Source organism: Modestobacter italicus (genome assembly GCF_000306785.1).
Lineage (GTDB): Bacteria > Actinomycetota > Actinomycetes > Mycobacteriales > Geodermatophilaceae > Modestobacter > Modestobacter italicus.
Window position 1 is genome coordinate 5,232,569 of sequence record NC_017955.1, and the last position, 24,790, is coordinate 5,257,358.

Below are 24,790 nucleotides of genomic sequence, written 5' to 3' on the forward strand. Positions count from 1 at the left end.
CACGCTCACAGCGCGTGACAGGCTCGCCGAGTGCGGGGCCTGGGACGGCGAGAGTTCTGTCTCGTCCTGCTGCGGCGGATGGCCGACACGCGACCTGACCTGGTCGCCGACGCGCTCCCCCGGCTGGGTGCCGACCGCGCCCAGGCCCGGGCGGCGCACCGCCGCTGGCAGGCCCTCGGGCACGCGCCGCGGGGCCCGCGCGGCCTGGCGGCGCAGCTCGCCGTCCTCGGCCCGCCGGCGGAACGTGACGAGGTTCGCACCGGCGACCTGCTGCTGGTCGCGCACCGCTGGCCGCTGCCGCTGTGGCCGCACCTGCGGTGGGAGGTGCTGGCCGACCCGGGCGGGGAGGTGCTGGCCCAGCAGCTGGTCCGCGCGGCGGGCTCACCGGTCCCGCCGGCGTCGGCCGGGCTGCTGGTCTGGGAGCACGTGGTCGCCGACGTCGCCGCGCTCCCCGGTGCGGCGGCCGCCGACCCCGGCGTGCCACCCCGCTGGGAGGTGCACCTGCCCGACGGCACCCGGGCGCGGTTCGTCTGGGGGTTGCTGCAGCAGGTGGACCCCCCGGCATGATCGGGCGCGTGCCGCACCTCACCCCCGCCGTGTGGGACGACCCGGTCGTCCAGGAGCTGACCTCCGCCCAGCAGACCGAGATGCGCGTCCTCTACGACGGCGACATCGAGCCGGGCGTCAAGCCCTCGGCCGAGGACATCGCGGTCGTGCTCGTGGCCCGGGACGACGACGGGACGCCGGTCGGCTGCGGGGCGCTGCGCCCGCTGGGACCCGGCGCGGCGGAGCTGAAGCGGATGTACGTCGTCCCGGCCGCGCGCGGCCGCGGCATCTCCCGGCTGCTGCTGGTCGCCCTGGAGGCCGAGGCGGCCGCCCGGGGCTGGACGACGCTGCGCCTGGAGACCGGCACCCGGCAGCCCGCGGCCGTCGGCCTCTACACCGCGGCGGGCTACCGGCCGGTCGAGGCCTTCGGGCACTACGTCACCGACGACACCGACGACTCGCTCTACTTCGCCCGGGTGCTCGCGTGACCGCCGCCCGGTACGACGCGGTGGTCGTCGGCGGCGGGCACAACGGCCTGACCGCCGCCGCCTACCTGGCCCGGGCCGGCTGGTCGGTGCTGGTCCTGGAGCGGCGCGAGGTGCTCGGTGGCGCGGCGATCAGCCAGCAGGTCTTCCCCGGCGTCGACGTCCGGCTGTCGGCGTACTCCTACCTGGTCAGCCTGCTGCCGGACCGGATCGTCACCGACCTGGCGCTGCCGCTGACTCTGCTGGACCGGCCGGTCGCCTCCTACACGCCTCTCCGCCGGGAGGGCGCGCACCGCGGGCTGCTCGTCGAGCGGGACGAGGGGCCGGGGACCGCCGCGTCCTTCCGCGCGCTGACCGGCTCCGACGACGAGCTGACCGGCTGGCAGCGTTTCTACGGCCGGCTGAGCACCCTGGCCGAGGACCTCGCGCCCACGCTGACCCGACCGCTGCCCTCCCCGGCGGAGCTCGCCGGCCGGTTGCGCGACCCCGGCATCTGGCACGACCTGCGCGAGCGCCCGCTGGCCGACGTCGTCGCCGACCACCTCGCCGACGACGACGTCCGCGGGGTGGCGCTCACCGACGGCCTGATCGGCACCTTCGCCGACGTGCACGCCGCCGACGGGCTCGCTGGCCGCTGCTTCCTCTACCACCTGGTGGGCAACGGGACCGGCCGCTGGCGGGTGCCGGTGGGCGGAATGGGCGCGGTCAGCGGTGCGCTGGCGGCCGCGGCCCGGGCGGCCGGGGCCGAGCTCGTCACCCGGGCCACCGTGACCGCGCTGGAGACCCGCCCGGACGGCGTCACGGTGCACTGGACCGACGACGAGGGCGCGGCGCACGCCGCGGACGCCGGGTACGCGGTGGGCGGGGCCGCCCCGGCGGTGGTCGACGACCTGCTCGGCAGGCCGCCGGCGGTCCGGCCCTCGGGCTCGCAGCTGAAGGTCAACATGGTGCTGCGGCGGCTGCCCGGCCTGCGCTCGGGCGCCGACCCGCGGCGTGCCCTCAGCGGCACGCTGCACGTCGACGAGGCCGCCTCGCAGATCGACGCCGCGTACGCCCAGGCCGCCGGCGGGCAGCTGCCCGACGTCGTCCCGTTCGAGGTGTACTGCCACTCGCTGACCGATCCCTCGATCGTCGGCGGCACGGGCCTGTCGACGCTGACCCTGTTCGGGCTGCACACCCCCGCCGAGCTCTACGCCGCCGACCCGGTGGGCACCCGGGAGGAGGCTGTGCGCCGGGTGGTCGCCCAGCTGGACGAGCACCTCACCGAGCCGCTGGCCGACTGCCTGGCGCTGGACGCCGACGGCCGGCCCTGCCTGCAGGCGTCGTCCCCGCTGGACGTCGAGGCGGCGCTGGCGATGCCGGGCGGGCACATCTTCCACGGCGACCTGTCCTGGCCGGTCGCGGACGAGCCGGAGCAGGTGGGCACCTGGGGCGTCGCGACGCCGCACCCGCGGGTGGTGGCCGCCTCCTCCGGCGGGACGGTGCGCGGCGGGGCGGTCAGCGGGCTGGGGGGCTTCGCCGCGGCCCAGCACCTGCTCGGTACCGACGGGTGAGCGCCGCAGAAGTGGGCACCGCAGGACCAGGTGAGCCGGAACGGCCGCAGCGCAGACCCCAGGAGAACAGATGAGCACCCCGCACCGAGACGACGACGACCGCGCGCAGCGGCAGGTGCCGCGGAACCGGTTCCGGCTCATCGTCATCAGCGTCGTGGCCCTGGTCATCGTTGTGGCCTTCGGCTACATGCTGCTGGTCGGCCTGAACGCCTGAGCGCCTCCTCGCACCGGTCCGACGGGCGCGACCGACCGGCAGCTGGTCAGATGGCGCTGGTGCACGTGGTGGAGGAGGCGCGCGGCCTGCTGGTGACGATCCGCGGCCGGCTCGCCGGCCGGGACACCGCGCTGATCGCCGCCGGCCTGACCTTCTACGCCGGGATCGCCGTCGTCCCCGTGCTGGTGCTCTCCCTGGCGCTGACCAGCTGGCTCACCAGCCCAGCGACCGTCCGCGAGCTCACCGACCGGCTGGGCGAGGTGCTCCCCGACCAGCTCGGCGCCCCGGACGCGCTGGCCCGGCTGGCCGAGGCGGGCACCTCGCTGACCCTGCTGCAGGCGGTGCTCACCCTGCTGCCCATCTCGCTCTACGGCGAGGGCATCCGCCGGGCGCTGCTGCGGTTCAGCCCGGCGACCGACCGGTTCACCGCCTGGCGCGGGCGGCTCCTCTCGCTGCCGCTGCTGCTGGTCGCCCCGCTGCTGCTCTACCCGCTGCTGCTGGTGGGCCGGGCGCTGGCCGAGCTCGCCGACCGGCCCGGCTTCGGCGCCACCCTCGCCGGCTTCGCGCTGGGCTACTACTCGGTGCTCGGGGCGCTGACGGTGCCGCTGATCTGGGTGTTCCGGGTGGTCGCGGCCGGGCGGCTGCGGTGGGGCCCCGTCGTCGTCGGTGCGCTGTTCACCGCGGCCTCGCTGTCGGGCTTCCTGCAGGGGTTCGTGCTGTTCCTGTCCCTGCCGCTGGACCTCGGCGCCCCCTTCGGCGGGCTCACCGTGGTCGGCGGGGTCGCCGCGGTGTCCTTCTGGCTGTTCCTGCTGCACTTCGTGCTGATCGCCGGCTGGCTGTTCACCGAGGCGCTGGACGCGCGGGTGCGCCGGGGCCGGGCCGCCCGGGAGGCGCCGCCGGTCAGCTGATCGGGTGCTCCTCGATCAGCCGGTCCCGCTGCTCGGCCACGTCGTAGGTGGGCTCGGGCAGCCGCGGGTCCAGCTCGGTCAGCGTCTCGAGCAGCAGCCGGCCCACGGCCCAGTTCCGGTACCACTTGCGGTCGCTGGGGACGACGTACCAGGGGTTGGTCGGGGTGCTGGTGCGGTCCAGCGCGATCTCGTAGGCGCGCTGGTAGGCCGGCCAGAGCGCACGCTCGTCGAGGTCGCCGGGGTTGAACTTCCACCGCTTCGCCGAGTCGTCGAGCCGGGCCAGCAGCCGCTCCTTCTGCTCCCACGGCGAGATGTGCAGGAAGCACTTCACCAGCGTGACGCCGTCGTCGGCCAGCTGGCGCTCGAAGCGCACGATCTCGGTGTAGCGGCGCTCGATGACGTCGGGAGCGGCCAGCTCGCGGACCCGGCCGATCAGCACGTCCTCGTAGTGCGAGCGGTCGAAGACGCCGATGATCCCCGGCTCCGGCACCGCGCGGCGCACCCGCCACAGGAAGGAGTGCCGCAGCTCCTCGGGGGTGGGCTTCTTGAACGCGGTGACCCGCACTCCCTGCGGCTGGACGGCGCCCACGACGTGCGACACCACGCCGCCCTTGCCGCTGGTGTCCATGCCCTGCAGCAGGAGCAGCACCCGCCGCCGGCCCCCGGTGGAGCCCTCGGCGTAGAGCCGCTCCTGCAGCTCGGCCAGCTTGTCGCCCTCGGCGAGCATCACGTCGCGGGTGCGCTCCTTGGACCCGGGCGACAGCGGGGTGGCGCGGGGGTCCAGCGAGGAGAGCTGGACGGGCGGCGCCGGGGCGCGCAGCAGGTCGCGCAGGGAGTCGGCCATGCGCGCAGCCTAGAGACGCAGGTCAGGCCGTGGGGGACTCGACCGACGGGAGGACGGCGGCAGCGAGGAGGTCGACCGCCACCACGGCCGCGAACGCCGCACCCCAGCGGGGGGAGGCACCCCAGGCCAGCAGCACGGCCGCCGCCCCGAAGACCAGCGCCTGGACGACGAGCCGGCCGGCGGTCGAGGGGTGCGCGGCCCGGGGTGCGGCGAACAGCCCCCACAGCACCGCAGCCGCCACCGGCAGGCCCACCGCCAGCGCCGCCCGGACCGCGACCGGGCCACCCAGCTGCCAGCCGCCCCACCCCAGGACGGCGAGCGCCGCCAGCTCCAGCGCGAAGGCCACCGTCGCGTTCAGCCAGGCCAGTCCGGTGCCCATCGCCGCCTCCACTGTGAGCAGTGCTCTCGTCTGCGAGCACCGTACTCACCACGGCGTTCCGTGTCGAGAGCACCGCTCTCCCACAGGCAAAGGAACCTATGCACCCGGTTTCCGGCCGCGGACCGGGTGCATTGGTTCCTATGCCTGCGCCTGGCTCGGGGCCGGGGGCTGGAGCAGGTCGGGGAGGTCGCCGGCGTGGAGCACCACCAGGCTGCTCACGGCGCGGGTCAGGACGACGTAGAGCCGGTGCAGCCCGCGCGGTTCGGCGGCCACGATCGCGGCGGGCTCCACCACCACCACGTGGTCGAACTCCAGCCCCTTGACCAGGGTGGCCGGCACGACCGACACCCGCGTGGGCTCCGACCCGTCGTCGCTGAGCGCCGCGACGTCCAGGCCGGCCGTCCGGAGCAGCCCGACCACGTCGGCCACCGCGGCGTCGGCGCACACGACCCCGGTCGACCCCTCGGTCGCGGCCAGCTCGCCGACCACCTCGGCCAGCGGCCCGGCGAGCAGCGCCACCGGCCGCAGCTGCAGCGACCCCGGCTCGCGGCGCACCGCCGTCGCGGCCGGCAGCCCCGGGGCGATCCGGGGCAGCAGCCGGTTGGCGAAGTCCAGCACCTCGCCGGGCACCCGGTAGCCGCGGGTCAGCGGGCGCACGGTGGTGTCCGGGCGGCCCAGCCCGGTCAGTGTCTGCGACCAGTCGGCCGCCGACCACGGGCTGGTCGCCTGGGCGAGGTCACCGAGCACGGTGAGCGAGCCGGCCGCCAGCCGCCGGGCGACCGCCCGGCACTGCATGGGCGAGAGGTCCTGCGCCTCGTCGACGACCACGTGCCCGTAGCCCGCCGTGCGCTCCAGCATCCCGGCGACCTCGTCGACCAGGACGGCGTCCGCGGGCGTCCACCGGGCGGCGCGCACCGAACGCGGGGGCGCGGACCAGCGCAGCAGCGCCTGCTCCTCCTCGGTGAGCACCCCGCGGGCGGCCCGGGCCAGCCGCTCGCCGTCGGAGAGCAGCCCGCACACCAGCCCGGCCGCGTCGACCGCCGGCCACACCGCGTCGCAGAACGCGCGCACCTCGGCGCTGCGGGCGGCGCGCCGGGTCTCGGCGTCGCTGGGGCTGCCGCCGCCGGCCTCCTTCAGCCGGCGGGCGTACTCGGCCAGGCTCATCGCCAGCCGCTCCCGCCCGGCCGCGTAGTGCAGGACCTGCTGGTCGTCGACGCTGCTGGTGCCGGCCCGGCGCAGGTCGTCGACGAACCGCTTGAGCCGCTCCGGGCTGATCCGGTAGCGGCGCCCGGCCAGCGTCACCTGCACGCCGTCCACCGGCTTGCTGATCCCGCCCCACAGCGCCCGGCGCAGCACCTCGGCCATCCGCGGGTCGCCCTTGAGGACGGCGACGGCGGGGTCGTCGTCGGCGCGCACGGTCACCCGCGCGGTGAGGTCGGCGACCGTCGCCTGGTCGACCTCCACCTCGCCGAGCGCCGGGAGCACCTGCTCGATGTAGCGGAGGAAGGCCCGGTTCGGGCCGACCACCAGCACGCCGGTGCGGGCCAGCTGCTCGCCGTGGGTGTACAGCAGGTAGGCGGCCCGGTGCAGCCCGACCGCCGTCTTGCCGGTGCCGGGGGCGCCCTGCACGCAGATCGACTCGGTCAGCGGCGCCCGCACGATGTCGTCCTGGTCGGGCTGGATGGTGGCGACGATGTCGCGCATCGGGCCGCTGCGCGGGCGCTCGATCTCCGCCCGGAGCAGCGCGCTGTCGCCGAGGGAGTCCTCCCCCGCGGCCAGCACCTCGTCCTCGTAGCCGGTCAGCTCGCCACCGGCGAAGCCGAACCGGCGGCGGCGCACGAGGCCCTGCGGGTCGGCGGCGCTGGCCTGGTAGAAAGGCCGGCTCATCGGGGCCCGCCAGTCGATGACGACCGCGTCGCCGGCCGCGTCCCGGACGTGCCGGCGGCCGACGTGGAAGCTCTCGGCCTCGGCGTCGGTGCGCCCGAAGAACGGCGGCACGCCGGGGTCGTGGGCCAGCGCGGCGAGCCGTTCGGCCCGGGCGGCGCCGAGCCGTTCGGACGCCCACGCGTCCACGCCGGCGTCGGTGACGGCACCGGCGGCCGTGCGCATCTGGCCGAGGCAGGCGGCGGCGAGCGCGAGGTGCGCGCGCTCGGCGGTGAGGACGGGATCGGCGGCGGTGGTCTCCGGGGCGGCGGGAGGACGAGACACGGTCGGAGGACGCTACGCGGGCCCGCCCCTCGGCTCAACCGACTTCCCGCGAGCCGCCTCCCGATGGTCAGCGAGCCGCCTCCCGATGGTCAGCGAGCCGCCTCCTGATGGTTAGACCGGGCAGTTCCGGATCACCCACCAGGGCATGGCCAGTGACTCTGCTCTGCCCCCAGTGATCGGGGCGATCGCCGACGACCGGGACGGGAACGCCCTGGGCACGATCACGACGGTCTTCCTCGACGACGTGACCCAGCGACCCACCTGGGTGGGTCTGACCGACGGGCCGGGCGGCACGTCCGGCGACGTCCCGGTGATCGCACCGATCTCCGACGCCGAGTACGCCGACGGCCGGCTGCGGCTCACCGTCCCGGCGGACGCCGTCCGGACGGCCCCGCGGGTGTCGCAGCCGGACCGGCTGAGCCCGGAGGAGGAGACGACGCTGCGCGAGCACTACCGCGCGGTCGCGGCCACCGGCCGGCACGGCACGACCGACACCATCGCGATCCCCGTCGTGCACCCCGGGACGACGACCGACACGACCGACGCCACCGACACGACCGCCGCGACCCGCGGCGCGGCCGGGACGACGTCCGACACGGCCATGACCCGCTCGGAGGAGCAGCTGCAGGTCAGCACGGTCCGGGAGCCGTGGACGCGCGCGGTGCTGCGGATCGAGGAGGTCACCGAGGAGGTCATGGTGCCGGTGACGATCACCCGGCAGCAGGCCCGCATCGAGTACCTCCCGTTGGCGCCGGGCGACCGGACGGACACGACCGGCACCCCCGGTGACGAGCGGTCCACCAGCACCAGCGAGTGGGTGACGCTCTACGCCGAGCAGCCCGCGGTCACGCTGGAGCGGGTGCCGGTCGAGCGGGTCCGGCTGCGCACCGCCTGGGCCACCGAGGAGACCACCGTGACCGAGGAGCTCCGCAAGGAGCAGATCGAGCTGACCACCACCGAGACCCCCCTCGCCTGACCCGGCTTCGGCGCCGAAACCGGCACAGGTTTCGGCGCCGAACCCGCGGTAAGTTTCGGCGCCGAGACCGGGATCAGCTCGGGTCCAGCCACCAGGTGAGGGCGTCGTCGACCAGGTCCGGGGTCATCACGTGGCCGCCGGCGAACTCGCGGTACTCCACCGGGTAGCCGTCGGCGGTCAGGTCCGCGGCCACCCGGCGGCCGCAGCGCTGCACCGGGAGCACCCGGTCGTCCGTGCCGTGGGCGATCCAGAACCGCGAGCGGCCGTACCGGCCGGGTGCGGCGAGGAAGCCGGGCGAGAAGGCGGTCACCGCCTCGACGAGGTCGCCGTTGGCCACCCCGAGGGACAGCGCGTAGGACCCGCCGTCGGAGAACCCGCCCAGCGCGACCCGGGTGATCGGCAGCCGGGCGAACACCGCGCCCAGCGCGGCGTCCAGGACGGCGACGTCCCGGCCCAGCCCGCCGGCGATGAGGTCCCAGGTGGCCGCGGCCGACGTGGGCGCGAGCACCACCACCCCGCGGGCCGCGGCGGCGTCGCCGACCGCCCGCAGCGCGTCGGCGCCCGAACCCCCGGCCCCGTGGAAGCACACCAGCAGCGCTGCCACCTCCCCCGGCGGGACGGCGAGCAGCACCTCCGCGCCCGGCCCGAGGTCCAGCGCCGAGACGCCCGGCTCCAGGGGCGGGCCGGCCGGGGCCGTCGCGGGGCGGGCGTCGAGGCGGCCGTCGGCAGCGCGGGAGGTGGTCACCACCGCGCCCTACCCGGATACGTGGACGTCCAAGTACCGCCCGCGTAGGGTGCTTGGACGTCCACGCATCTCCGGCACCGTCGCCGTCAGGAGCCTCCATGGCCCAGCTGCACGTCCCCACCCACCCGGTCCGCTTCGTCACCGCAGCCAGCCTGTTCGACGGCCACGACGCGGCGATCAACGTGATGCGGCGGCTGCTGCAGAGCCAGGGGGCCGAGGTCGTGCACCTGGGCCACGACCGGAGCGTGCAGACCGTCGTCCGGGCGGCGCTGGAGGAGGACGTGCAGGGCGTCGCCATCTCCTCCTACCAGGGCGGGCACGTCGAGTACTTCAGCTACCTGGTCGAGGAGCTGGCCGCCCACGGCGCCGGCCACGTCCAGGTGTTCGGCGGCGGGGGCGGCGTGATCGTGCCCGAGGAGATCGCCCTGCTCCGCTCCCGCGGCGTGCGCATCTTCGCCCCGGAGGACGGCCAGCGGCTCGGCCTCCCCGGCATGATCAACACCCTGGTCGAGGCCTGCGACGTCGACCTGGCCGCCAGCGGCCCCGACCTCGACGCGCTCGGCGCCGGCGACCCCGCCGCCCTGGCCCGGGCGATCACCGTGCTGGAGGCCGGCCGCTCCCCCGAGCTGGCCGAGCGGGTCACCCGGGACGCCGCCGGGCGCACCGTGCCCGTGCTCGGCATCACCGGCACCGGCGGGTCGGGCAAGTCCTCGCTCACCGACGAGCTGCTGCGCCGGCTGCGGCTGGACAACGAGGACAAGCTGCGGATCGCGGTCATCGCGGTCGACCCCTCCCGCCGGCGCGGCGGCGGCGCCCTGCTGGGCGACCGGATCCGGATGAACGCCCTGGAGACGGGCGACCGCAACCGCACGTTCTTCCGCTCGCTGGCCACCCGCACCGCCGGCGCGCAGGTGCCCGAGCACCTCGCCGACGTCATCGCCGCGGTCAAGGTCGCCGGGTACGACCTGGTGGTCGTGGAGACGCCCGGCATCGGCCAGGGCGACGCGGCGATCCTGCCGTTCAGCGACGTCTCGCTGTACGTGATGACGCCGGAGTTCGGCGCCGCCTCGCAGCTGGAGAAGATCGACATGCTCGACTTCGCCGACGTCGTGGCGGTCAACAAGTTCGAGCGCCGCGGCGCCGAGGACGCCCGGCGCGACGTCGCGCGGCAGATGGTGCGCAACCGCGAGGCCTTCGGCACCCCGTGGCAGGAGATGCCGGTCTTCGGCACCTCGGCGGCGCGGTTCAACGACGACGGCGTCACCGCGCTCTACCAGCACCTCAAGGGCCTGCTCGCCGACCGCGGCCTGCCGGTGGGCAGCGGCGTCCTGCCGCGGGTCGACGTCCGGGCCTCCACCGGGCTGACCAGCGTCGTCCCGGCGTCGAAGGCCCGGTACCTCGCCGACGTGGCCGACGCCGTCCGCGGCTACCACCGGGTCACCGCCGAGCAAGCGGAGCTGGTGCGGCGCAGCCAGCACCTGGGCACGGCGGCCGAGCTGCTCACCGGCGAGGCGGCCGAGCAGGCCCGCGAGCTGGCGTCGGCGGTCGAGGGCGAGCTGCTCCCCGCGGTCCGCACGGCCCTCGACGAGTGGCCGGCCCGGGTCGAGGAGTACTCCGGCGACGAGCTGGTCTACACCGTCCGCGGCAAGGAGATCCGCACGCCGCTGACCCGCACCACGCTGTCGGGCAACCCGGTGCGCCGGGTGGCGCTCCCCCGGACCCGGGACCGGGCCGAGCTGCTCGGCTGGCTGCGCCGGGAGAACCTGCCGGGCGCGTTCCCGTACACCGCCGGCGTCTTCCCGTTCAAGCGCCAGGGCGAGGCGCCGGCCCGGATGTTCGCCGGCGAGGGCGACGCCTTCCGCACCAACCGGCGGTTCCAGCTGCTGTCGGCCGGCGGCGAGGCGACCCGGCTGTCGACGGCGTTCGACTCCGTCACCCTCTACGGCCGCGACCCCGACCCGCGCCCCGACGTCTACGGCAAGGTCGGCACGTCCGGCGTCTCCATCGCCACGGTCGAGGACATGGAGGTGCTCTACGGCGGGTTCGACCTCTGCTCGCCGACCACCTCGGTGTCGATGACGATCAACGGGCCGGCCCCCGCCGTCCTGGCGATGTTCCTGAACACCGCGATCGACCAGCGGCTGGACGCCTTCCGCGCCGAGGAGGGCCGGGAGCCCGACGAGGCCGAGGCCGAGGAGATCCGGGCGTGGGTGCTGGCCAACGTCCGCGGCACCGTGCAGGCCGACATCCTCAAGGAGGACCAGGGCCAGAACACCTGCATCTTCTCCACCGAGTTCGCGCTGCGCTGCATGGCCGACATCCAGCAGTGGTTCATCGACCACTCGGTGCGCAACTTCTACTCGGTGTCGATCTCCGGCTACCACATCGCCGAGGCCGGGGCGAACCCGATCAGCCAGCTGGCCTTCACGCTGGCCAACGGCTTCACCTACGTCGAGGCCTACCTGGCCCGCGGCATGTCGATCGACGACTTCGCGCCCAACCTGTCCTTCTTCTTCCCCAACGGGATGGACGCCGAGTACACGGTGATCGGCCGGGTCGCCCGCCGGATCTGGGCGGTCGCGATGCGGGAGCGGTACGGGGCCAACCCCCGCTCCCAGCAGCTGAAGTACCACGTGCAGACCTCGGGCCGGTCGCTGCACGCGCAGGAGATGGACTTCAACGACATCCGGACGACGCTGCAGGCGCTCTGCGCGATCTACGACAACGCCAACAGCCTGCACACCAACGCCTACGACGAGGCCGTCACCACCCCCAGCGCGCACTCGGTGCGCCGGGCGCTGGCCATCCAGATGATCATCGACCGGGAGTGGGGGCTGGCCGGCAACGAGAACCCGCTGCAGGGCTCCTTCGTCATCGACGAGCTCACCGACCTGGTCGAGGCCGCGGTGCTCGAGGAGTTCGACCGGATCGCCGAGCGCGGCGGGGTGCTCGGCGCGATGGAGACCGGCTACCAGCGCGGCCGGATCCAGGACGAGTCGATGCTCTACGAGCACCGCAAGCACGACGGGTCGCTGCCGATCGTCGGTGTCAACACCTTCCTGGACCCGAACGCGGCCGACGAGCCGCCGCGCACCGTCGAGCTGGCCCGGGCCACCGAGGCGGAGAAGCAGTCCCAGCTCGACCGGCTGGCCGACTTCCAGGCGCGGCACGCCGCCGAGGCGCCGGTGGCGCTGCGCCGGCTGCAGGAGGCGGCCACCGGCGGCGGCAACGTCTTCGACGCGCTGATGGACGCCGTCCGGCACTGCTCCCTCGGGCAGATCAGCGAGGCGTTCTTCGAGGTCGGCGGTCAGTACCGCCGCAACGTGTGAAGGCCGACCAGCCCGCACTGCCGGTCGACCCCATCGAGGAGGCGGCGCGGCAGTGGCGGGCGCACGGCTGGGAGGACGCCGCCGACGGGATGGCGGCGGTCACCTCGCTGATGCGGGCGCAGGCGATCGTGCTGGCCCGGGTGGAGGAGGTGCTGCGCCCGCTCGGGCTGTCCTTCGCCCGCTACGAGCTGCTCGTGCTGCTGTCCTTCACCCGCCGCAGCGCGCTGCCGATGGCGCGCGCCGGCGCCCTGCTGCAGGTGCACCCGGCCAGCGTGACCAACGCCGCGACCCGGCTGGAGGCGGCCGGGCTGGTGGTCCGCCGACCGCACCCGCAGGACGGCCGGGCGGTGCTGGTGGAGCTCACCGAGGAGGGCCGGGCCCTGGCCGCGAAGGCCACCGACGAGCTGAACGCGGGGGTCTTCCGCCGGCCCGGACTCTCCCCGGAGGCGGTGCGGACGCTGGTCGACGTCGTCCGCGAGCTGCGCCGGGACGCCGGCGACTTCGCGTGACCGAGCTCGCGAGGTCACGAGAAGGCGCAGCACGGCCCGGCACGGTGCCGACGAGCGCCAGCGAGGAGGCAACGTGACGGACCGGTTCGTCGCCGACGACCTGGGGACGGCGGTGCCGCTGCCCGCACCGCCGCGGCGGGTCGTGTCGCTGGTGCCCTCGCTGACCGAGGCGCTGGCGGTGACCGTGCCCGACCGGCTGGTCGGCGCCACCGACTGGTGCACCCACCCGGCGGGTCTGGACGTCACCCGGGTGCGCGGCACCAAGAACCCGGACCGGGCCGCGATCGAGGCGCTGCAGCCGGACCTCGTGGTGGCCAACCAGGAGGAGAACCGCCGGCTGGACGTCGAGCGGCTGCGGGCGGCCGGCGTCCCGGTGTGGGTGACCGTGATCGAGTCGGTCGACCAGGCGCTGGCCTCGATGCGCCGGCTGTTCACCGAGGTGCTCGCGGTCGGCACGCCCGGGTGGCTGGACCGCGCGACCACCGAGTGGGCCCGGCCGGCGGAGCTGCCGGGCACCCGGGTCGCCGTCCCGGTGTGGCGGGACCCGTGGATGGTGATCGGCGCGCGGACCTTCACCGGCGACGTGCTGGCCCGCCTGGGCCTGGTCAACGTGTTCGCCGGCTCCGCCGACCGGTACCCGCACGTGGAGCTGGAGCAGCTGCGCGCCGCCGGCCCCGAGCTGGTGCTGCTCCCCGACGAGCCCTACCTGTTCACCGCCGACGACGGCCCCGAGGCGTTCCCCGGCGTCCGCTCGGTGCTGGTCAGCGGCCGGCAGCTGACCTGGTACGGGCCCTCGCTGGCCACCGCACGGGCGGAGCTGCTCGCCGCGGTGGGAGGGCGCCCCGTAGCCTGAGGCAGCGCTCCAGGCAACGGTGCCGGCGCCGAGCGAGAGGAGTCGCGGGATGCGCGACGCAGTCATCGTCGAGGCCGTGCGCACGCCCGTCGGCAAGCGCAACGGCGGCCTGGCCGGGGTGCACCCGACCGACCTGTCCGCCCACGTGCTGGAGTCGCTGGTCGGCCGCGCCGGCCTGGACCCGGCGCTGGTCGACGACGTCATCTGGGGCTGCGTCTCCCAGGTCGGCGAGCAGACCTTCGACATCGCCCGCAACGCCGTCCTGGCCGCGGGCTGGCCGGAGTCGGTGCCCGGCACGACCATCGACCGGCAGTGCGGCTCCTCGCAGCAGGCGGTGCACTTCGCCGCCGCCGGGCTGGTCGCCGGGCACTACGACGTCGTCGTCGCCGGTGGCGTCGAGTCGATGAGCCGGGTGCCGATGGGCTCCTCCACCGCCGGCCAGGACCCGCTCGGCGAGCGGTTCGCCGAGCGCTACGGCGTGCACCCCAACCAGGGCGTCGGCGCGGAGATGATCGCCGAGCGCTGGGGGCTGTCGCGCACCCAGCTGGACGAGTTCGCGCTCCGCTCGCACGAGCGCGCCGCGCAGGCCCAGGACGACGGACTGTTCGCCGGCCAGATCGCCCCGGTGCCGACCCCCGGCGGGCTGGTCGAGCACGACGAGGGCATCCGGCGCGGCGGCACGGTCGAGGCGCTGGCCGGGCTGAAGACCCCGTTCAAGCCCGACGGCGTGATCAGCGCCGGCAACGCCAGCCAGATCTCCGACGGCTCCGCCGCCCTGCTCATGACGACCGGGGAGAAGGCCGCCGAGCTCGGCCTCACCCCGATGGCCCGGGTGCACAGCGTCGCGCTGGCCGGCGACGACCCGGTGATCATGCTGACCGCGCCTATCCCGGCGACGAAGAAGGTGCTGCAGCGCAGCGGCCTGCGGCTCGACGAGATCGGCGTGTTCGAGGTCAACGAGGCCTTCGCCCCGGTGCCGCTGGCCTGGCTGGCCGAGATCGGCGCGGACGAGAAGGCGCTCAACCCGGTGGGCGGCGCGATCGCGCTCGGTCACCCGCTCGGCGGCTCCGGCGCCCGGATCATGACGACGATGCTGCACCACATGCGGGCCAACGGGATCCGCTACGGGCTGCAGACGATGTGCGAGGGCGGCGGCCAGGCCAACGCGACCGTCCTCGAGCTGCTCTGACCCCGCCCCTGGCTCCCCGGGTGTGATCTGGGGCACACTGCTGTCCGGCAGGTGCCCCAGACCACGGGAGATGCTCGGTGACCCAGACGCTCGACCCGGCCGACACCCGGTCCACCACTCCCGACGACCCGGCCGGCCGGGTCACCGCCTGGCTCGAGGCCTTCCAGTCCGCGCTCACCGCGCGCGACGTCGACCGCGCGGCCGAGCTGTTCGCCCCCACCTGCTTCTGGCGGGACCTGGTGGCGTTCAGCTGGAACATCACCACCGTCGAGGGGCAGGACGGCGTCCGCGACCTGCTCCGGTCGACGCTGGACACCACCGACCCGCAGGGCTTCCGGGCCGCCGAACCTCCCACCGGGGCCGACGGCGTCGACGAGGCGTGGATCGAGTTCGAGACGGCGGTCGGCCGCGGCAAGGGCCACCTCCGGCTGCAGGACGGCCGGGCCTGGACGCTGCTGACCACGCTGTACGAGCTCACCGGCCACGAGGAGCCGGCCCGCGACCGCCGGCCGAAGGGCGCCGAGCACGGCGCGCAGCGGGACCGGCAGACCTGGCTGGACCGCCGCGAGCAGGAGGCCCGCGAGCTGGGCTACGCGACCCAGCCGTACGTGCTGGTGATCGGCGGCGGCCAGGGCGGCATCGCCCTCGGCGCGCGGCTGCGCCAGCTCGACATCCCGACGATCGTCATCGACAAGCACCCACGACCCGGCGACCAGTGGCGCAGCCGCTACAAGTCGCTGTGCCTGCACGACCCGGTCTGGTACGACCACCTGCCCTACATCCCGTTCCCGGAGAACTGGCCGGTGTTCGCCCCCAAGGACAAGATCGGCGACTGGCTCGAGTCCTACACCCGGGTGATGGAGCTGAACTACTGGGGGAACACCCGGGCGCTCAGCGCGACCTACGACGAGGCGACCGCGGAGTGGACCGTCACCGTGGAGCGCGACGGCAAGCCGGTGGTGCTGCGGCCGAAGCAGCTCGTGCTGGCCACCGGCGTCTCCGGCAAGCCGAACGTGCCCGTGCTGCCGGGGCAGGACGTGTTCCGCGGCGACCAGCACCACTCCTCGGCCCACCCCGGCCCGGACGCCTACCGCGGCAAGAAGTGCGTCGTCATCGGCTCGAACAACTCCGCCTTCGACATCTGCGGCGCGCTCTGGGAGAACGGCGCCGACGTCACCATGGTGCAGCGCTCGTCGACGCACATCGTGCGGTCGGACTCGCTGATGGAGGTCGGCCTCGGGGCGCTGTACTCCGAGGAGGCGGTGGCCGGCGGGATGACCACCGAGAAGGCGGACCTGACCTTCGCCTCGCTGCCGTACCGGATCATGCACGAGTTCCAGATCCCGCTGTACGACCAGATGCGCGAGCGCGACGCCGACTTCTATCAGCGGCTGGAGGCCTCCGGGTTCGACCACGACTGGGGCGAGGACGGCTCGGGCCTGTTCATGAAGTACCTGCGTCGCGGCTCCGGCTACTACATCGACGTGGGCGCCGCCGACCTGGTGGCCGACGGCGACGTGGCCCTGGTGAAGGGTCAGGTCGACCACCTCACCGAGGACTCGGTGGTGCTGGCCGACGGCACCGAGCTGCCCGCCGACCTCGTCGTCTACGCCACCGGCTACGGCTCGATGAACGGCTGGGCCGCCGACCTCATCTCCCAGGAGGTCGCCGACCGGGTCGGCAAGGTGTGGGGGCACGGGTCGGGCACCACCAAGGACCCCGGCCCGTGGGAGGGCGAGCAGCGCAACATGTGGAAGCCCACCCAGCAGGAGGCGCTGTGGTTCCACGGCGGCAACCTGCACCAGTCCCGGCACTACTCGCTGTACCTGGCGCTGCAGCTCAAGGCCCGGCAGGTCGGCATCCCGACGCCGGTGTACCGGCTCCAGGAGGTGCACCACACCAGCTGAGCGGAGTGCCACGGCGCGGATCCCGCGCCCGTGGCACTCCACTAGCGGTCGGCGGGCTCCACGATGTGCACCCGCACCGCGCGGAACTGCCCGGGGGTCTCCAGCAGCAGCGCCTTGGTCGGCTCGCCGACGTCCAGGGGCGCCAGCCGGGGCAGCTGCGCCAGCGCCCGCAGCCGCGGGTCGGCCAGCACCTCGGCGACCAGCCCCTTGTCGCCGCCGGTGGCCAGCGCCTCGGTGCTGCCGGCGTGCGGCACCAGCACCCGCGCGGCGGTGTCGGCGGCGTGCGAGACGACGGCGTCGGTCTGGTGGCCGCGGCGCCGGGCGAACCGCTGCTGGGACCACCCGCCCGCGGCGGTGCGGCCCTGCACCTGCCGGGCGTCGACCTTGGAGACGACGAGCTGCGGGCCGTCGAAGACCCCGACCGCCCAGCGGCCGCGGCGGACCAGCAGGACGGCGGTGCGGTGCGGGGTGCGGGCCGCGGCGGTGAACGCGGTCAGCGGCGCCGGGCCGGGCGCCCACTCGTAGGGCGCGGTCAGGGTGAGGGTGGTGGTGTCCGCGCAGTCGACCCGCACGGCACCGTCGTCGTCCACCCGGACGTCGGTGAACCGGCCGTGCCGCTCCGCGACGCCGTCCAGCCAGCGGTCCAGCCGCTCGGGCACGACGCCGAGCACCCGGCCACCGCCGGCCGCGGGGCGGGGTGGGGTCACCGCGCGAGCACCGCAGCCCTCAGCCGTGGGTGCGCAGGGTCAACAGCCGGTCGAGCACGTCGCCGGTCCGCAGGCCGTCGTGCTCGTACTCGTTGGTCACCCAGACCCGCACGTTCCCGACCGCCTCGGCCGTGTCCAGCGACAGCGCGGCATCGACGTACATGTCGTCGAAGTAGACGGCGGCGTCCACCGGGACCTCGTTGCGGGCCAGGACGGCGGGGTCGTAGAGCGGGCCGTACGACGGCGTCTCCGCCAGCGCCTGCGCCGCGGCCGCGAAGGGCCGCAGCGACCGGATCTCGTCGAACATCCAGGGGTAGACCATCTCGCCGGTGAAGGGCAGCGGGCGCCGGGCCGGGTCGAAGGCGGGGCCGCGCTCGGCCTCGGCCGCCCAGCCGGTCGCCCCCTCCCCGCTGGCGTAGATGCTCTCGTGCAGCACCGCGTACAGCGGGTTGTCCCAGTAGCTGGTGCGCTGGGCGACGGCGTCGAGGAAACCGTCCGCGAGCTCGTCGTCGCCGTCCTCGAGCGCCTCCTCGAACAGCCAGTGCAGCTGGTCGGGGCCGGTCTTGGTGCCCAGCCCGTGGCCGAGGGTCTGCAGCCGGCGCACCGAGAGCCGGTCGCCGTCGGGCAGCCGGACGTCGGTGGCCTCGACCAGGTCGGCGACCGCGGCGACCCGGGCGACGTCGCCGGGGTGGCGGTCGTAGAACCGGCGGGTCTTGGCCGCCACCCGCGGGTAGGTGCGCCGGTACAGCTCCCGGGCGTCGGGCCGGATGCTGGCCAGCCCGCCGGTGACCAGGCAGCGCTCGAGGCCCTGCGGGGCCCGGGACAGGTAGGTGAGGGTGAGGAAGCCGCCGTAGCTCTGGCCCAGCGTCGTCCACGGGCGGCCGCCGTAGACGGTGGTGCGCACGTGCTCGGCGTCGGCGACGATCGAGTCGGCGCGGTGGGCGAGCAGGTGCGCGGCGGCGGCCTGCGGGTCGGCGAAGGCGCTGATCCGCCGGGCGGTGACCCGGGTGCTGCGGCCGGTGCCCCGCTGGTCGAGCAGCACCACGCGGAAGTCCTGCAGGGCGCGGGCGATCCAGTCCCCGCCGCCCACCGGCCGCGGCGACTTCCCGCCCGGGCCGCCCTGCAGGAAGCACAGCAGCGGTAGGTCGTCGTCCCGCTTGTCCGGGTGCACGAGCTCCCGGGCGAACACCGAGATCGTCGGGCTGCCGTCGGCGCCCCAGTGCAGCGGCACCGGCACGGTGTGCTCGCGCACCACCATGCCGGGGATCTCGTAGGTCGCCACTCAGTGCGCCAGGGCCGGGGTGGGCGCGTGCTCGGCGGGCACGTGCAGGCAGCGCTGCCCCAGGCCGACCGCGAGCGCCGCGGCGCCGGCCGACACGGTGGCGACCAGGAAGCTCGCGTTGGCCCCGACCGTGTCCACGATCTTGCCCGCCACGGACGTGCCGACGGCCACGCCGAGGGCGAGCGCCGTCCCGATCCAGGTGAACGCCTCGGTGACCTGCGCCCGCGGCACCAACACCTCCGCCAGGGTGAAGGCGCTGATCAGCGACGGCGACACGGCGACCCCGGCGAGCACCACCAGCGGCAGCATCAACCAGTAGCTGCTGACCAGCACCAGCGGCACGGTCAGCAGGGTGAGCACCGCCAGCACGCCGACCAGCCGGTGCCGCAGCCGGATCCGCCAGTGCACCGTCCCCCACCCGATGCCGGCCGCCATCGACCCCGCGGCCAGCGCGGCGATCAGCAGGCCGGACAGCGATCTGGCGCCGACCTCGTCGGCGAAGGCGACCAGCCCGATCTCCAGGGTGCCGAGGATCGAGCCGATCGCGGTGCCGACCACGAACAGCACCCGCAGCCCGGGGACCCGCATCGCCGACGGGCCGCGCCGGTGCTCGTGCGGTGCCGGCGGCGGCTCCGTGCGGCGCTGGGCGGCGAAGAGCAGGCTGCCGATCGCGGCCAGGGCGAACGCGGTGACCACGCCGGAGGTGGTGTGCCCGGTGGTGGACAGGAAGGTGACCAGCACCGGCCCGATGATGAAGACGAACTCGTCGACCACCGACTCCATCGCCAGCGCGGTGGGCAGCCGCGGGGTGCCGCGCAGCAGGTGGGTCCAGCGCACCCGGATCATCGAGGCGACCGGCGGGAGGCTGGCCCCGGCGGCGCCGGCGGCGACGAACACCGTCCACAGCGGCCAGTGGTCGCGGACCGAGGTCAGGAAGAAGGCCCCGGAGACGATGAACACCGCCAGGACGGCGAGCAGCACCCGGCGCTGGGCGTGGGCGTCGGCCAGCCGCCCGATCACCGGCCCGGAGACGGCGGTGGTGATCGCGCCGACCGCGGCGACGGCACCGCCCAGCCCGTAGGAGCCGGTCTCGCTCTGCACGAGCAGCACGCTGCCCAGCCCGACCATCGACAGCGGCAGCCGGCCGATGAAGGCCGCCAGCACCATGGGCAGCGCGTGCGGGGTGCGCAGCACGTGCAGGTAGGGATTGGGCACGAGCGGACTGGCCTCCGTCACGGAAAGGGGGGGCGTCGTCACGCTAACCGAGGAGCCTGTGCCCCGCGGCCTGGAGGGCCGACCCCCGGCAGGCACGAGGTCCCGCCCCCGACGACGCTGTCGGGTGGCGGGACCTCGGGTACTGGGCGGGGAGTGCTCCGCTACGCGAGCCGGCTCTTGAGGATCTCCAGCTCGTCCCACATGGTGCTCGGCAGCTTGTCGCCGAACTTCTCGAACCACTCGGTGATCTGCGGGACCTCGGCCTGCCACTCGTCCTTGTCCACCCGCAGCGCCTGCTCGACCTGCTCGCGGGTCATGCCCAGGCCCGACACGTCGAGCGAGTCCGGCGTGGGCACGTGCCCGACCGGGGTCTCCACGGCCGCGGCGGTGCCCTCGAGGCGCTCGACGACCCACTTGAGCACCCGGCTGTTCTCCCCGAAGCCCGGCCACAGGAAGCCGCCGTCGGCGTCCCGGCGGAACCAGTTCACGTAGAAGATCCGCGGCAGCTTGGTCGAGTCGTGCGCCTTGCCGGTCTCCACCCAGTGCTGGAAGTAGTCACCGGCGTTGTAGCCGATGAACGGCAGCATGGCGAACGGGTCGCGGCGGACGACGCCGACGGCGCCGGTGGCGGCCGCGGTGGTCTCCGAGGACAACGTCGCGCCCATGAAGACGCCGTGGTTCCAGTCCCGCGCCTCGCTGACCAGCGGGATCGTCGTCTTCCGGCGTCCGCCGAAGAGGATCGCCGAGATCGGCACGCCCTTCGGGTCGGTGTACTCCGGCGCCAGGATCGGGCACTGGGTGATCGGCGTGCAGAACCGGCTGTTCGGGTGGCTGGAGGGCTCGTCGGACGCCGGCGTCCAGTCCCGGCCCTTCCAGTCGGTGAGGTGGGCCGGCGGCTCATCGGTCATGCCCTCCCACCAGATGTCGCCGTCGTCGGTGAGCGCGACGTTGGTGAACACCGAGTTGCCCTGGTCGATGGTGCGCATCGCGTTGGGGTTGGTGTCCCAGCCGGTGCCCGGCGCGACGCCGAAGAGGCCGAACTCGGGGTTGAGCGCGTAGAGCCGGCCGTCGTCGCCGAAGCGCATCCAGGCGATGTCGTCGCCGAGGGTCTCGACCTTCCAGCCCGGGATGGTCGGCTCGAGCATCGCCAGGTTCGTCTTGCCACAGGCGCTCGGGAAGGCGGCGGCCACGTAGTAGGTCTTCTGCTGCGGGCTGGTCAGCTTGAGGATCAGCATGTGCTCGGCGAGCCAGCCCTCGTCGCGGGCCATCACCGAGGCGATCCGCAGCGAGTAGCACTTCTTGCCCAGCAGCGCGTTGCCGCCGTACCCGGAGCCGTAGGACCAGATGGCCCGCTCCTCGGGGAAGTGGACGATGTACTTGGTGTCGCTGCACGGCCACGGGACGTCGTTCTGCCCCTGCTCCAGCGGCGCGCCGAGGGAGTGCATCGCCGGTACGAACGGGCGGTCGGTGCCCATCGCCTCGAGGATCGCGCTGCCGATCCGGGCCATCACGCGCATCGAGACCACGACGTACTCGGAGTCGGTCAGCTCGACGCCGAACATCGGGTCCTCGGCCTCGACCGGGCCCATGCAGAACGGGATGACGTACATCGTCCGGCCGCGCATGCACCCCCGGTACAGCTCGGTCATGACCGCCTTCATCTCGGCCGGGTCCATCCAGTTGTTGGTGGGTCCGGCGTCGGCCTCGTCGACCGAGCAGATGAAAGTGCGGTCCTCGACCCGGGCGACGTCGCTGGGGTCCGAGGCGCAGTGGAAGGAGTTGGGCTTGGCGGTCAGCCGGGTGAAGGTGCCGGCGTCGACCAGCTTCCCGGTGAGCCGCTCCCACTCCTCGTCGGTCCCGTCGACCCAGACCACCTGGTCGGGCTGGGTGAGGTCGGCCATCTCCTGCACCCAGGCGAGGAGGCGGGCGTGGGTGGTCGGGGCGTTCTCGAGACCGGGGGTGGCCACGGAAGTCACGGCGTCTCCTCCATGTGGGTCCGCCTGCGCGGGGCGCGGGGCAGGCGTCGGCGCTGACAGGTGGGCCCGCCCCGGCCGCTCCGTTGAGGCCGGGGGGATCGGGTCAGGCTACTCGTATAGGACGTCTACCTGCAGTGTGACCTGCGTCGCCCCGGGATGCCGGACGCCGGCGGCCGGGTTGATCCCCGCGTGACCGAGCCGACCCCCGCCCAGCCCGTCCTGCTGCAGCCGCTGACCCTGCGCGGGGTCACGCTCCCCAACCGGCTGGTCGTCGCGCCGATGTGCCAGTACAACGTCACCGACGGCGTCGTGGGCGACTACCACCTCGTCCACCTGGGGCGCTTCGCCCTCGGCGGCTTCGGGCTGGTCATGGTCGAGGCGACCGGGGTGACGGCGGAGGGGCGGATCAGCCCCGGGGACGTCGGGCTGTGGGACGACGGCCAGGTCCCCGGTCTCGCCCGGGTCGCCGCCTTCCTCCGCGAGCACGGGAGCGTCCCGGCGATCCAGCTGGCCCACGCCGGCGGCAAGGCCAGCACGCTCCGCCCGTGGGACGGCCACGGCCCGGTGACGGCGGAGAACGCCCGGCCCGGCGACCGGCCGTGGACGGCGGTCTCCCCCAGCGGCGTCCCGATGGGCGAGGGCTGGCCGGCACCGCACCCGCTGACGACGGCGGAGCTGGCCGGCGTGCGCAAGGCGTTCGTGGCCGCCGCGCAGCGGGCGCTCACCGCCGGGTTCGCCGTCGCCGAGGTGCACGCGGCGCACGGCTACCTGCTCAACCAGTTCCTCTCCCCGCTGACCAACCTGCGGGAGGACGAGTACGGCGGCTCGCTGGAGAAGCGGATGCGCTTCCCGCTCGAGGTGGTGGCGGCCGTGCGCGCGGTCTGGCCCGCCGACCTGCCGCTGGTGGTCCGGGTCTCCGCCGTCGACGCCCAGCGCGACGGGACGACGCTGGAGGACACCATCGCCTTCGCCCGCGAGCTGAAGGCGCTGGGCGTGGACGCGATCGACGTCTCCGGCGGTGGCATCGGCGCCGGCTGGCAGCACCCGATCGGCTACGGCTACCAGGTGCCGTTCGCCGCGGCGATCAGGGAGCAGGCCGGCATCCCGACCATGGCCGTCGGGCTGGTGGTGGACCCGGCGCAGGCCGAGGCCGTCGTCGCGACCGGCCAGGCCGACCTGGTCGCCGTCGCGCGCGAGGCGCAGGACGACCCGAACTTCGCCCTGCACGCCGCCCGGGCGCTGACCGGCGGCTCCTACGACACCTACCCGGTGCAGGCCGGCCCCCGGCTGGCCGCCCGCGACCGCCTGCTGCACCGCCTCGGCCCCTGGACCGGCCCCGACCCCGTCCTGGTCGAGCGGCCCGCCTCCTGAGGCAGGACCGCCAAAGGCGCGCCTTCGGTGGTCAGGGCGACCACCAAAGGCGCGCTCTTGTTGGTCAGGGGGTGGGGCGTCCGTAGGCGGGGGCGGTGGCGGCGAGGAAGGTCTCCCAGCCCCCCGGCCCGGGCGCTCCGGTGACCTCGGCGCCGAGCTTGTCGAGGTACCAGTGCCAGCCCAGGACGTAGTCGCCGGCGTCGGTGCCCGCGGGGAAGACCTGCGTGAACACCAGGACCGTGCGGCCCTGCTCCTCGGCCAGGTCCAGCTCGATCCGCCACGCCTGCTCGGACTCCCACCGGACGACGAGGCGGTGCGGCGGGTCGCACTCGACGATCTGCATCGGCTCGCCGGTCGCCCCCTCCTCGTGGGTCATCGTCAGGGTCCCCGCGCCGCCGACCCGCCGCTCGCCGTCGTAGCTGCCGAACCACCGCGCCGTCCGGTCGGGGTCGGTGAGCGCCGACCACACGTCCCCGATCGGGTCCGGCCAGCTGCGCCGGAACCGGACCTGCACCCCGTCGGCCACCTCGGTGACCTCGCCCAGCCGTTCGTCCTGCGTCGTCATCGACCGTCCTCGTGGGTGCGGGCCCGCCGTCCGCGGGCGATCTCGGTGTCCAGGGCGTCCAGGCGCTGCGCCCACAGCCGTCGGTAGGGGGCCAGCCAGGCGTCCAGCTCGGACAGCGGCCGCGGGTCCAGCGCGTACACGCGACGTTGCCCCTCGGCCCGGACCTGCACCAGCCCCGCCTCGCGGAGGACCCGCAGGTGCCGGCTGATCGCCGGGCGGGTCACCGGGAAGTGCCCGGCGAGCTCCCCGGCGCCCTGCTCACCGGCCGCCAGCAGCGCGATGATCTGCCGCCGCGTCGGGTCGGCGAGTGCCGCGAGCGCCTCCACCCCTGATGTGTAACAGATGACTTACGTAAACGTCCAGTTACGCACGACGGTTCAGGTCGAACACCGGCGGGCACGGTCGAGCGCATGACCGTCACCGACCCCGACGTCCCCGACCCGCTGAACGACCCCCGCACGCTGCAGGCCGACCCCGGCGCGCTCGGCGAGGGCGAGGACCTCGCCTCCGCCGAGGACGACGCCGTCGCCACCGGCGCGGACGAGCTCGCCACCGCGCAGACCGAGGCCGACGAGGCCGGCGGCGGCGACGTGACCGGCGGCTTCGGCGGCGCCGTCGGGGAGGCGCCGACCACCGACCGGACCTGAGCGGGACCGGTCCGTTTCACCCCGGCGAGCCGGGGAATGAGACGTGGGTCACGTCCACGCGACCCGAGGAGTGATCCCGATGGCCACCGGTGAGACCGGCTTCGCCGACGTCACCTTCGACCTCATCTCCCTCCAGTACCACTCGCTCAAGGCCGGCCACGACTACGGCCAGTACGTCCGGGACGCCGAGAACGCCGGCCTGGACGACGTCGCGTCGTTCTTCCGCGAGGTGATGGAGCAGGACTCCCAGCGCGCCAAGCACTGCCACAACCTGCTGGGCCGACTCTCCGGCACCGAGCACGGCGGTCCGGCGACCAGCTGAGGGCTCCCGGCCTGCCCGGCGCGGGTGCTGCTGCGCCGCCGGACCGCGAGGACCACGATG

General features: G+C 74.6%; 24 protein-coding genes. 14 read left to right on the forward strand and 10 right to left on the reverse strand.

The window, feature by feature from the left end:
* Positions 1 to 78: 78 nt before the first annotated feature.
* The 5 genes from MODMU_RS24880 (at position 79) to MODMU_RS24895 (ending at position 3,706) form a co-directional block, all read left to right on the forward strand.
* Positions 79 to 567 (forward strand): hypothetical protein, encoded by a 489-nt coding sequence (locus tag MODMU_RS24880; RefSeq protein WP_083869938.1) that lies wholly within the window; start codon positions 79 to 81, stop codon positions 565 to 567.
* Positions 564 to 1,034 (forward strand): GNAT family N-acetyltransferase, encoded by a 471-nt coding sequence (locus MODMU_RS24885; RefSeq protein WP_014743180.1) that lies wholly within the window; start codon positions 564 to 566, stop codon positions 1,032 to 1,034. The genes MODMU_RS24880 and MODMU_RS24885 overlap by 4 nt, the downstream gene beginning before the upstream one ends.
* Positions 1,031 to 2,584 (forward strand): phytoene desaturase family protein, encoded by a 1,554-nt coding sequence (locus tag MODMU_RS24890; protein WP_014743181.1) that lies wholly within the window; start codon positions 1,031 to 1,033, stop codon positions 2,582 to 2,584. The genes MODMU_RS24885 and MODMU_RS24890 overlap by 4 nt, the downstream gene beginning before the upstream one ends.
* A gap of 70 nt (positions 2,585 to 2,654) precedes the next feature.
* Complete coding sequence (locus MODMU_RS28830; protein WP_014743182.1) at positions 2,655 to 2,798, forward strand: hypothetical protein; 144 nt, start codon at positions 2,655 to 2,657, stop codon at positions 2,796 to 2,798.
* A gap of 50 nt (positions 2,799 to 2,848) precedes the next feature.
* Positions 2,849 to 3,706: a YhjD/YihY/BrkB family envelope integrity protein gene (locus tag MODMU_RS24895; protein ID WP_014743183.1), complete on the forward strand. Its 858-nt coding sequence runs from the start codon at positions 2,849 to 2,851 to the stop codon at positions 3,704 to 3,706.
* On the opposite strand, the gene MODMU_RS24900 is transcribed toward MODMU_RS24895, so the two are convergent.
* The 3 genes from MODMU_RS24900 to MODMU_RS24910 form a co-directional block, all read right to left on the reverse strand.
* Positions 3,699 to 4,550, reverse strand: a complete 852-nt coding sequence (locus tag MODMU_RS24900; protein ID WP_014743184.1) for a PPK2 family polyphosphate kinase — start codon at positions 4,548 to 4,550, stop codon at positions 3,699 to 3,701. The genes MODMU_RS24895 and MODMU_RS24900 overlap by 8 nt on opposite strands.
* Positions 4,551 to 4,572: 22 nt before the next feature.
* Positions 4,573 to 4,929, reverse strand: a complete 357-nt coding sequence (locus tag MODMU_RS24905; RefSeq protein WP_041797642.1) for a YrdB family protein — start codon at positions 4,927 to 4,929, stop codon at positions 4,573 to 4,575.
* 138 nt (positions 4,930 to 5,067) lie between these two features.
* A complete protein-coding gene (locus MODMU_RS24910) occupies positions 5,068 to 7,137 on the reverse strand; it encodes a HelD family protein (RefSeq protein WP_014743186.1) in 2,070 nt (689 codons plus the stop codon).
* 145 nt (positions 7,138 to 7,282) lie between these two features.
* On the opposite strand from MODMU_RS24910, the gene MODMU_RS24915 reads away from it, so the two are divergent.
* Positions 7,283 to 8,113, forward strand: a complete 831-nt coding sequence (locus MODMU_RS24915) for a YsnF/AvaK domain-containing protein (protein ID WP_083869940.1) — start codon at positions 7,283 to 7,285, stop codon at positions 8,111 to 8,113.
* Between the two features lie 73 nt (positions 8,114 to 8,186).
* On the opposite strand, the gene MODMU_RS24920 is transcribed toward MODMU_RS24915, so the two are convergent.
* Positions 8,187 to 8,858 (reverse strand): alpha/beta hydrolase, encoded by a 672-nt coding sequence (locus MODMU_RS24920; protein ID WP_193375753.1) that lies wholly within the window; start codon positions 8,856 to 8,858, stop codon positions 8,187 to 8,189.
* Positions 8,859 to 8,956: 98 nt separating this feature from the next.
* Between MODMU_RS24920 and icmF the strand changes: the two genes are divergently transcribed.
* From icmF to MODMU_RS24945, 5 genes are all read left to right on the forward strand, one after another.
* Positions 8,957 to 12,187: a fused isobutyryl-CoA mutase/GTPase IcmF gene (icmF, locus tag MODMU_RS24925; protein WP_014743189.1), complete on the forward strand. Its 3,231-nt coding sequence runs from the start codon at positions 8,957 to 8,959 to the stop codon at positions 12,185 to 12,187.
* Positions 12,184 to 12,696: a MarR family winged helix-turn-helix transcriptional regulator gene (locus MODMU_RS24930; RefSeq protein ID WP_014743190.1), complete on the forward strand. Its 513-nt coding sequence runs from the start codon at positions 12,184 to 12,186 to the stop codon at positions 12,694 to 12,696. The genes icmF and MODMU_RS24930 overlap by 4 nt, the downstream gene beginning before the upstream one ends.
* A gap of 73 nt (positions 12,697 to 12,769) precedes the next feature.
* Positions 12,770 to 13,549 carry a helical backbone metal receptor gene (locus MODMU_RS24935; protein ID WP_014743191.1) on the forward strand — a complete coding sequence of 260 codons (780 nt, stop codon included), beginning with the start codon at positions 12,770 to 12,772 and terminating at the stop codon, positions 13,547 to 13,549.
* Between the two features lie 49 nt (positions 13,550 to 13,598).
* Positions 13,599 to 14,738: a thiolase family protein gene (locus tag MODMU_RS24940; RefSeq protein ID WP_014743192.1), complete on the forward strand. Its 1,140-nt coding sequence runs from the start codon at positions 13,599 to 13,601 to the stop codon at positions 14,736 to 14,738.
* Between the two features lie 77 nt (positions 14,739 to 14,815).
* Complete coding sequence (locus tag MODMU_RS24945) at positions 14,816 to 16,645, forward strand: NAD(P)/FAD-dependent oxidoreductase (RefSeq protein ID WP_014743193.1); 1,830 nt, start codon at positions 14,816 to 14,818, stop codon at positions 16,643 to 16,645.
* A gap of 41 nt (positions 16,646 to 16,686) precedes the next feature.
* Here MODMU_RS24945 and MODMU_RS24950 read toward each other — a convergent pair whose 3' ends face one another.
* The 4 genes from MODMU_RS24950 to MODMU_RS24965 all read right to left on the reverse strand — a co-directional run bounded on the left by MODMU_RS24950 (position 16,687) and on the right by MODMU_RS24965 (position 21,825).
* Entirely contained in the window at positions 16,687 to 17,352 is a 666-nt protein-coding gene (locus MODMU_RS24950; RefSeq protein WP_041795610.1) for an acVLRF1 family peptidyl-tRNA hydrolase, read from the reverse strand.
* 19 nt (positions 17,353 to 17,371) lie between these two features.
* Positions 17,372 to 18,634, reverse strand: a complete 1,263-nt coding sequence (locus MODMU_RS24955) for an alpha/beta fold hydrolase (protein ID WP_014743195.1) — start codon at positions 18,632 to 18,634, stop codon at positions 17,372 to 17,374.
* On the reverse strand, positions 18,635 to 19,849 hold the full coding sequence (locus tag MODMU_RS24960; protein ID WP_014743196.1) for an MFS transporter: 1,215 nt from the start codon (positions 19,847 to 19,849) through the stop codon (positions 18,635 to 18,637).
* 161 nt (positions 19,850 to 20,010) lie between these two features.
* Positions 20,011 to 21,825 carry a phosphoenolpyruvate carboxykinase (GTP) gene (locus MODMU_RS24965; RefSeq protein ID WP_014743197.1) on the reverse strand — a complete coding sequence of 605 codons (1,815 nt, stop codon included), beginning with the start codon at positions 21,823 to 21,825 and terminating at the stop codon, positions 20,011 to 20,013.
* Between the two features lie 189 nt (positions 21,826 to 22,014).
* Here MODMU_RS24965 and MODMU_RS24970 point away from each other — a divergent pair, with 189 nt between their 5' ends.
* Positions 22,015 to 23,196: an NADH:flavin oxidoreductase/NADH oxidase gene (locus tag MODMU_RS24970; protein ID WP_014743198.1), complete on the forward strand. Its 1,182-nt coding sequence runs from the start codon at positions 22,015 to 22,017 to the stop codon at positions 23,194 to 23,196.
* A 64-nt stretch (positions 23,197 to 23,260) separates the two neighbouring features.
* Here MODMU_RS24970 and MODMU_RS24975 read toward each other — a convergent pair whose 3' ends face one another.
* Positions 23,261 to 23,761, reverse strand: a complete 501-nt coding sequence (locus MODMU_RS24975; protein ID WP_014743199.1) for an SRPBCC family protein — start codon at positions 23,759 to 23,761, stop codon at positions 23,261 to 23,263.
* Positions 23,758 to 24,087, reverse strand: a complete 330-nt coding sequence (locus MODMU_RS24980; protein WP_014743200.1) for an ArsR/SmtB family transcription factor — start codon at positions 24,085 to 24,087, stop codon at positions 23,758 to 23,760. Before MODMU_RS24980 ends, MODMU_RS24975 begins: the two co-directional genes overlap by 4 nt.
* An 84-nt stretch (positions 24,088 to 24,171) precedes the next feature.
* Here MODMU_RS24980 and MODMU_RS24985 point away from each other — a divergent pair, with 84 nt between their 5' ends.
* A complete protein-coding gene (locus MODMU_RS24985) occupies positions 24,172 to 24,408 on the forward strand; it encodes a hypothetical protein (protein WP_014743201.1) in 237 nt (78 codons plus the stop codon).
* A gap of 79 nt (positions 24,409 to 24,487) precedes the next feature.
* Positions 24,488 to 24,730 (forward strand): hypothetical protein, encoded by a 243-nt coding sequence (locus MODMU_RS24990; RefSeq protein ID WP_041795611.1) that lies wholly within the window; start codon positions 24,488 to 24,490, stop codon positions 24,728 to 24,730.
* Positions 24,731 to 24,790: the final 60 nt, after the last annotated feature.

Coding starts and splice junctions, on each gene's coding strand:
- MODMU_RS24915 (WP_083869940.1), top strand. CDS start 7,283: ATGGCCAGTGACTCTGCTCTGCCCCCAGTGATCGGGGCGATCGCCGAC.
- MODMU_RS24880 (WP_083869938.1), top strand. CDS start 79: ATGGCCGACACGCGACCTGACCTGGTCGCCGACGCGCTCCCCCGGCTG.
- MODMU_RS28830 (WP_014743182.1), top strand. CDS start 2,655: ATGAGCACCCCGCACCGAGACGACGACGACCGCGCGCAGCGGCAGGTG.
- MODMU_RS24990 (WP_041795611.1), top strand. CDS start 24,488: ATGGCCACCGGTGAGACCGGCTTCGCCGACGTCACCTTCGACCTCATC.
- MODMU_RS24905 (WP_041797642.1), bottom strand. CDS start 4,929: ATGGGCACCGGACTGGCCTGGCTGAACGCGACGGTGGCCTTCGCGCTG.
- MODMU_RS24900 (WP_014743184.1), bottom strand. CDS start 4,550: ATGGCCGACTCCCTGCGCGACCTGCTGCGCGCCCCGGCGCCGCCCGTC.
- MODMU_RS24985 (WP_014743201.1), top strand. CDS start 24,172: ATGACCGTCACCGACCCCGACGTCCCCGACCCGCTGAACGACCCCCGC.
- MODMU_RS24895 (WP_014743183.1), top strand. CDS start 2,849: ATGGCGCTGGTGCACGTGGTGGAGGAGGCGCGCGGCCTGCTGGTGACG.
- MODMU_RS24885 (WP_014743180.1), top strand. CDS start 564: ATGATCGGGCGCGTGCCGCACCTCACCCCCGCCGTGTGGGACGACCCG.
- icmF (WP_014743189.1), top strand. CDS start 8,957: ATGGCCCAGCTGCACGTCCCCACCCACCCGGTCCGCTTCGTCACCGCA.
- MODMU_RS24975 (WP_014743199.1), bottom strand. CDS start 23,761: ATGACGACGCAGGACGAACGGCTGGGCGAGGTCACCGAGGTGGCCGAC.
- MODMU_RS24940 (WP_014743192.1), top strand. CDS start 13,599: ATGCGCGACGCAGTCATCGTCGAGGCCGTGCGCACGCCCGTCGGCAAG.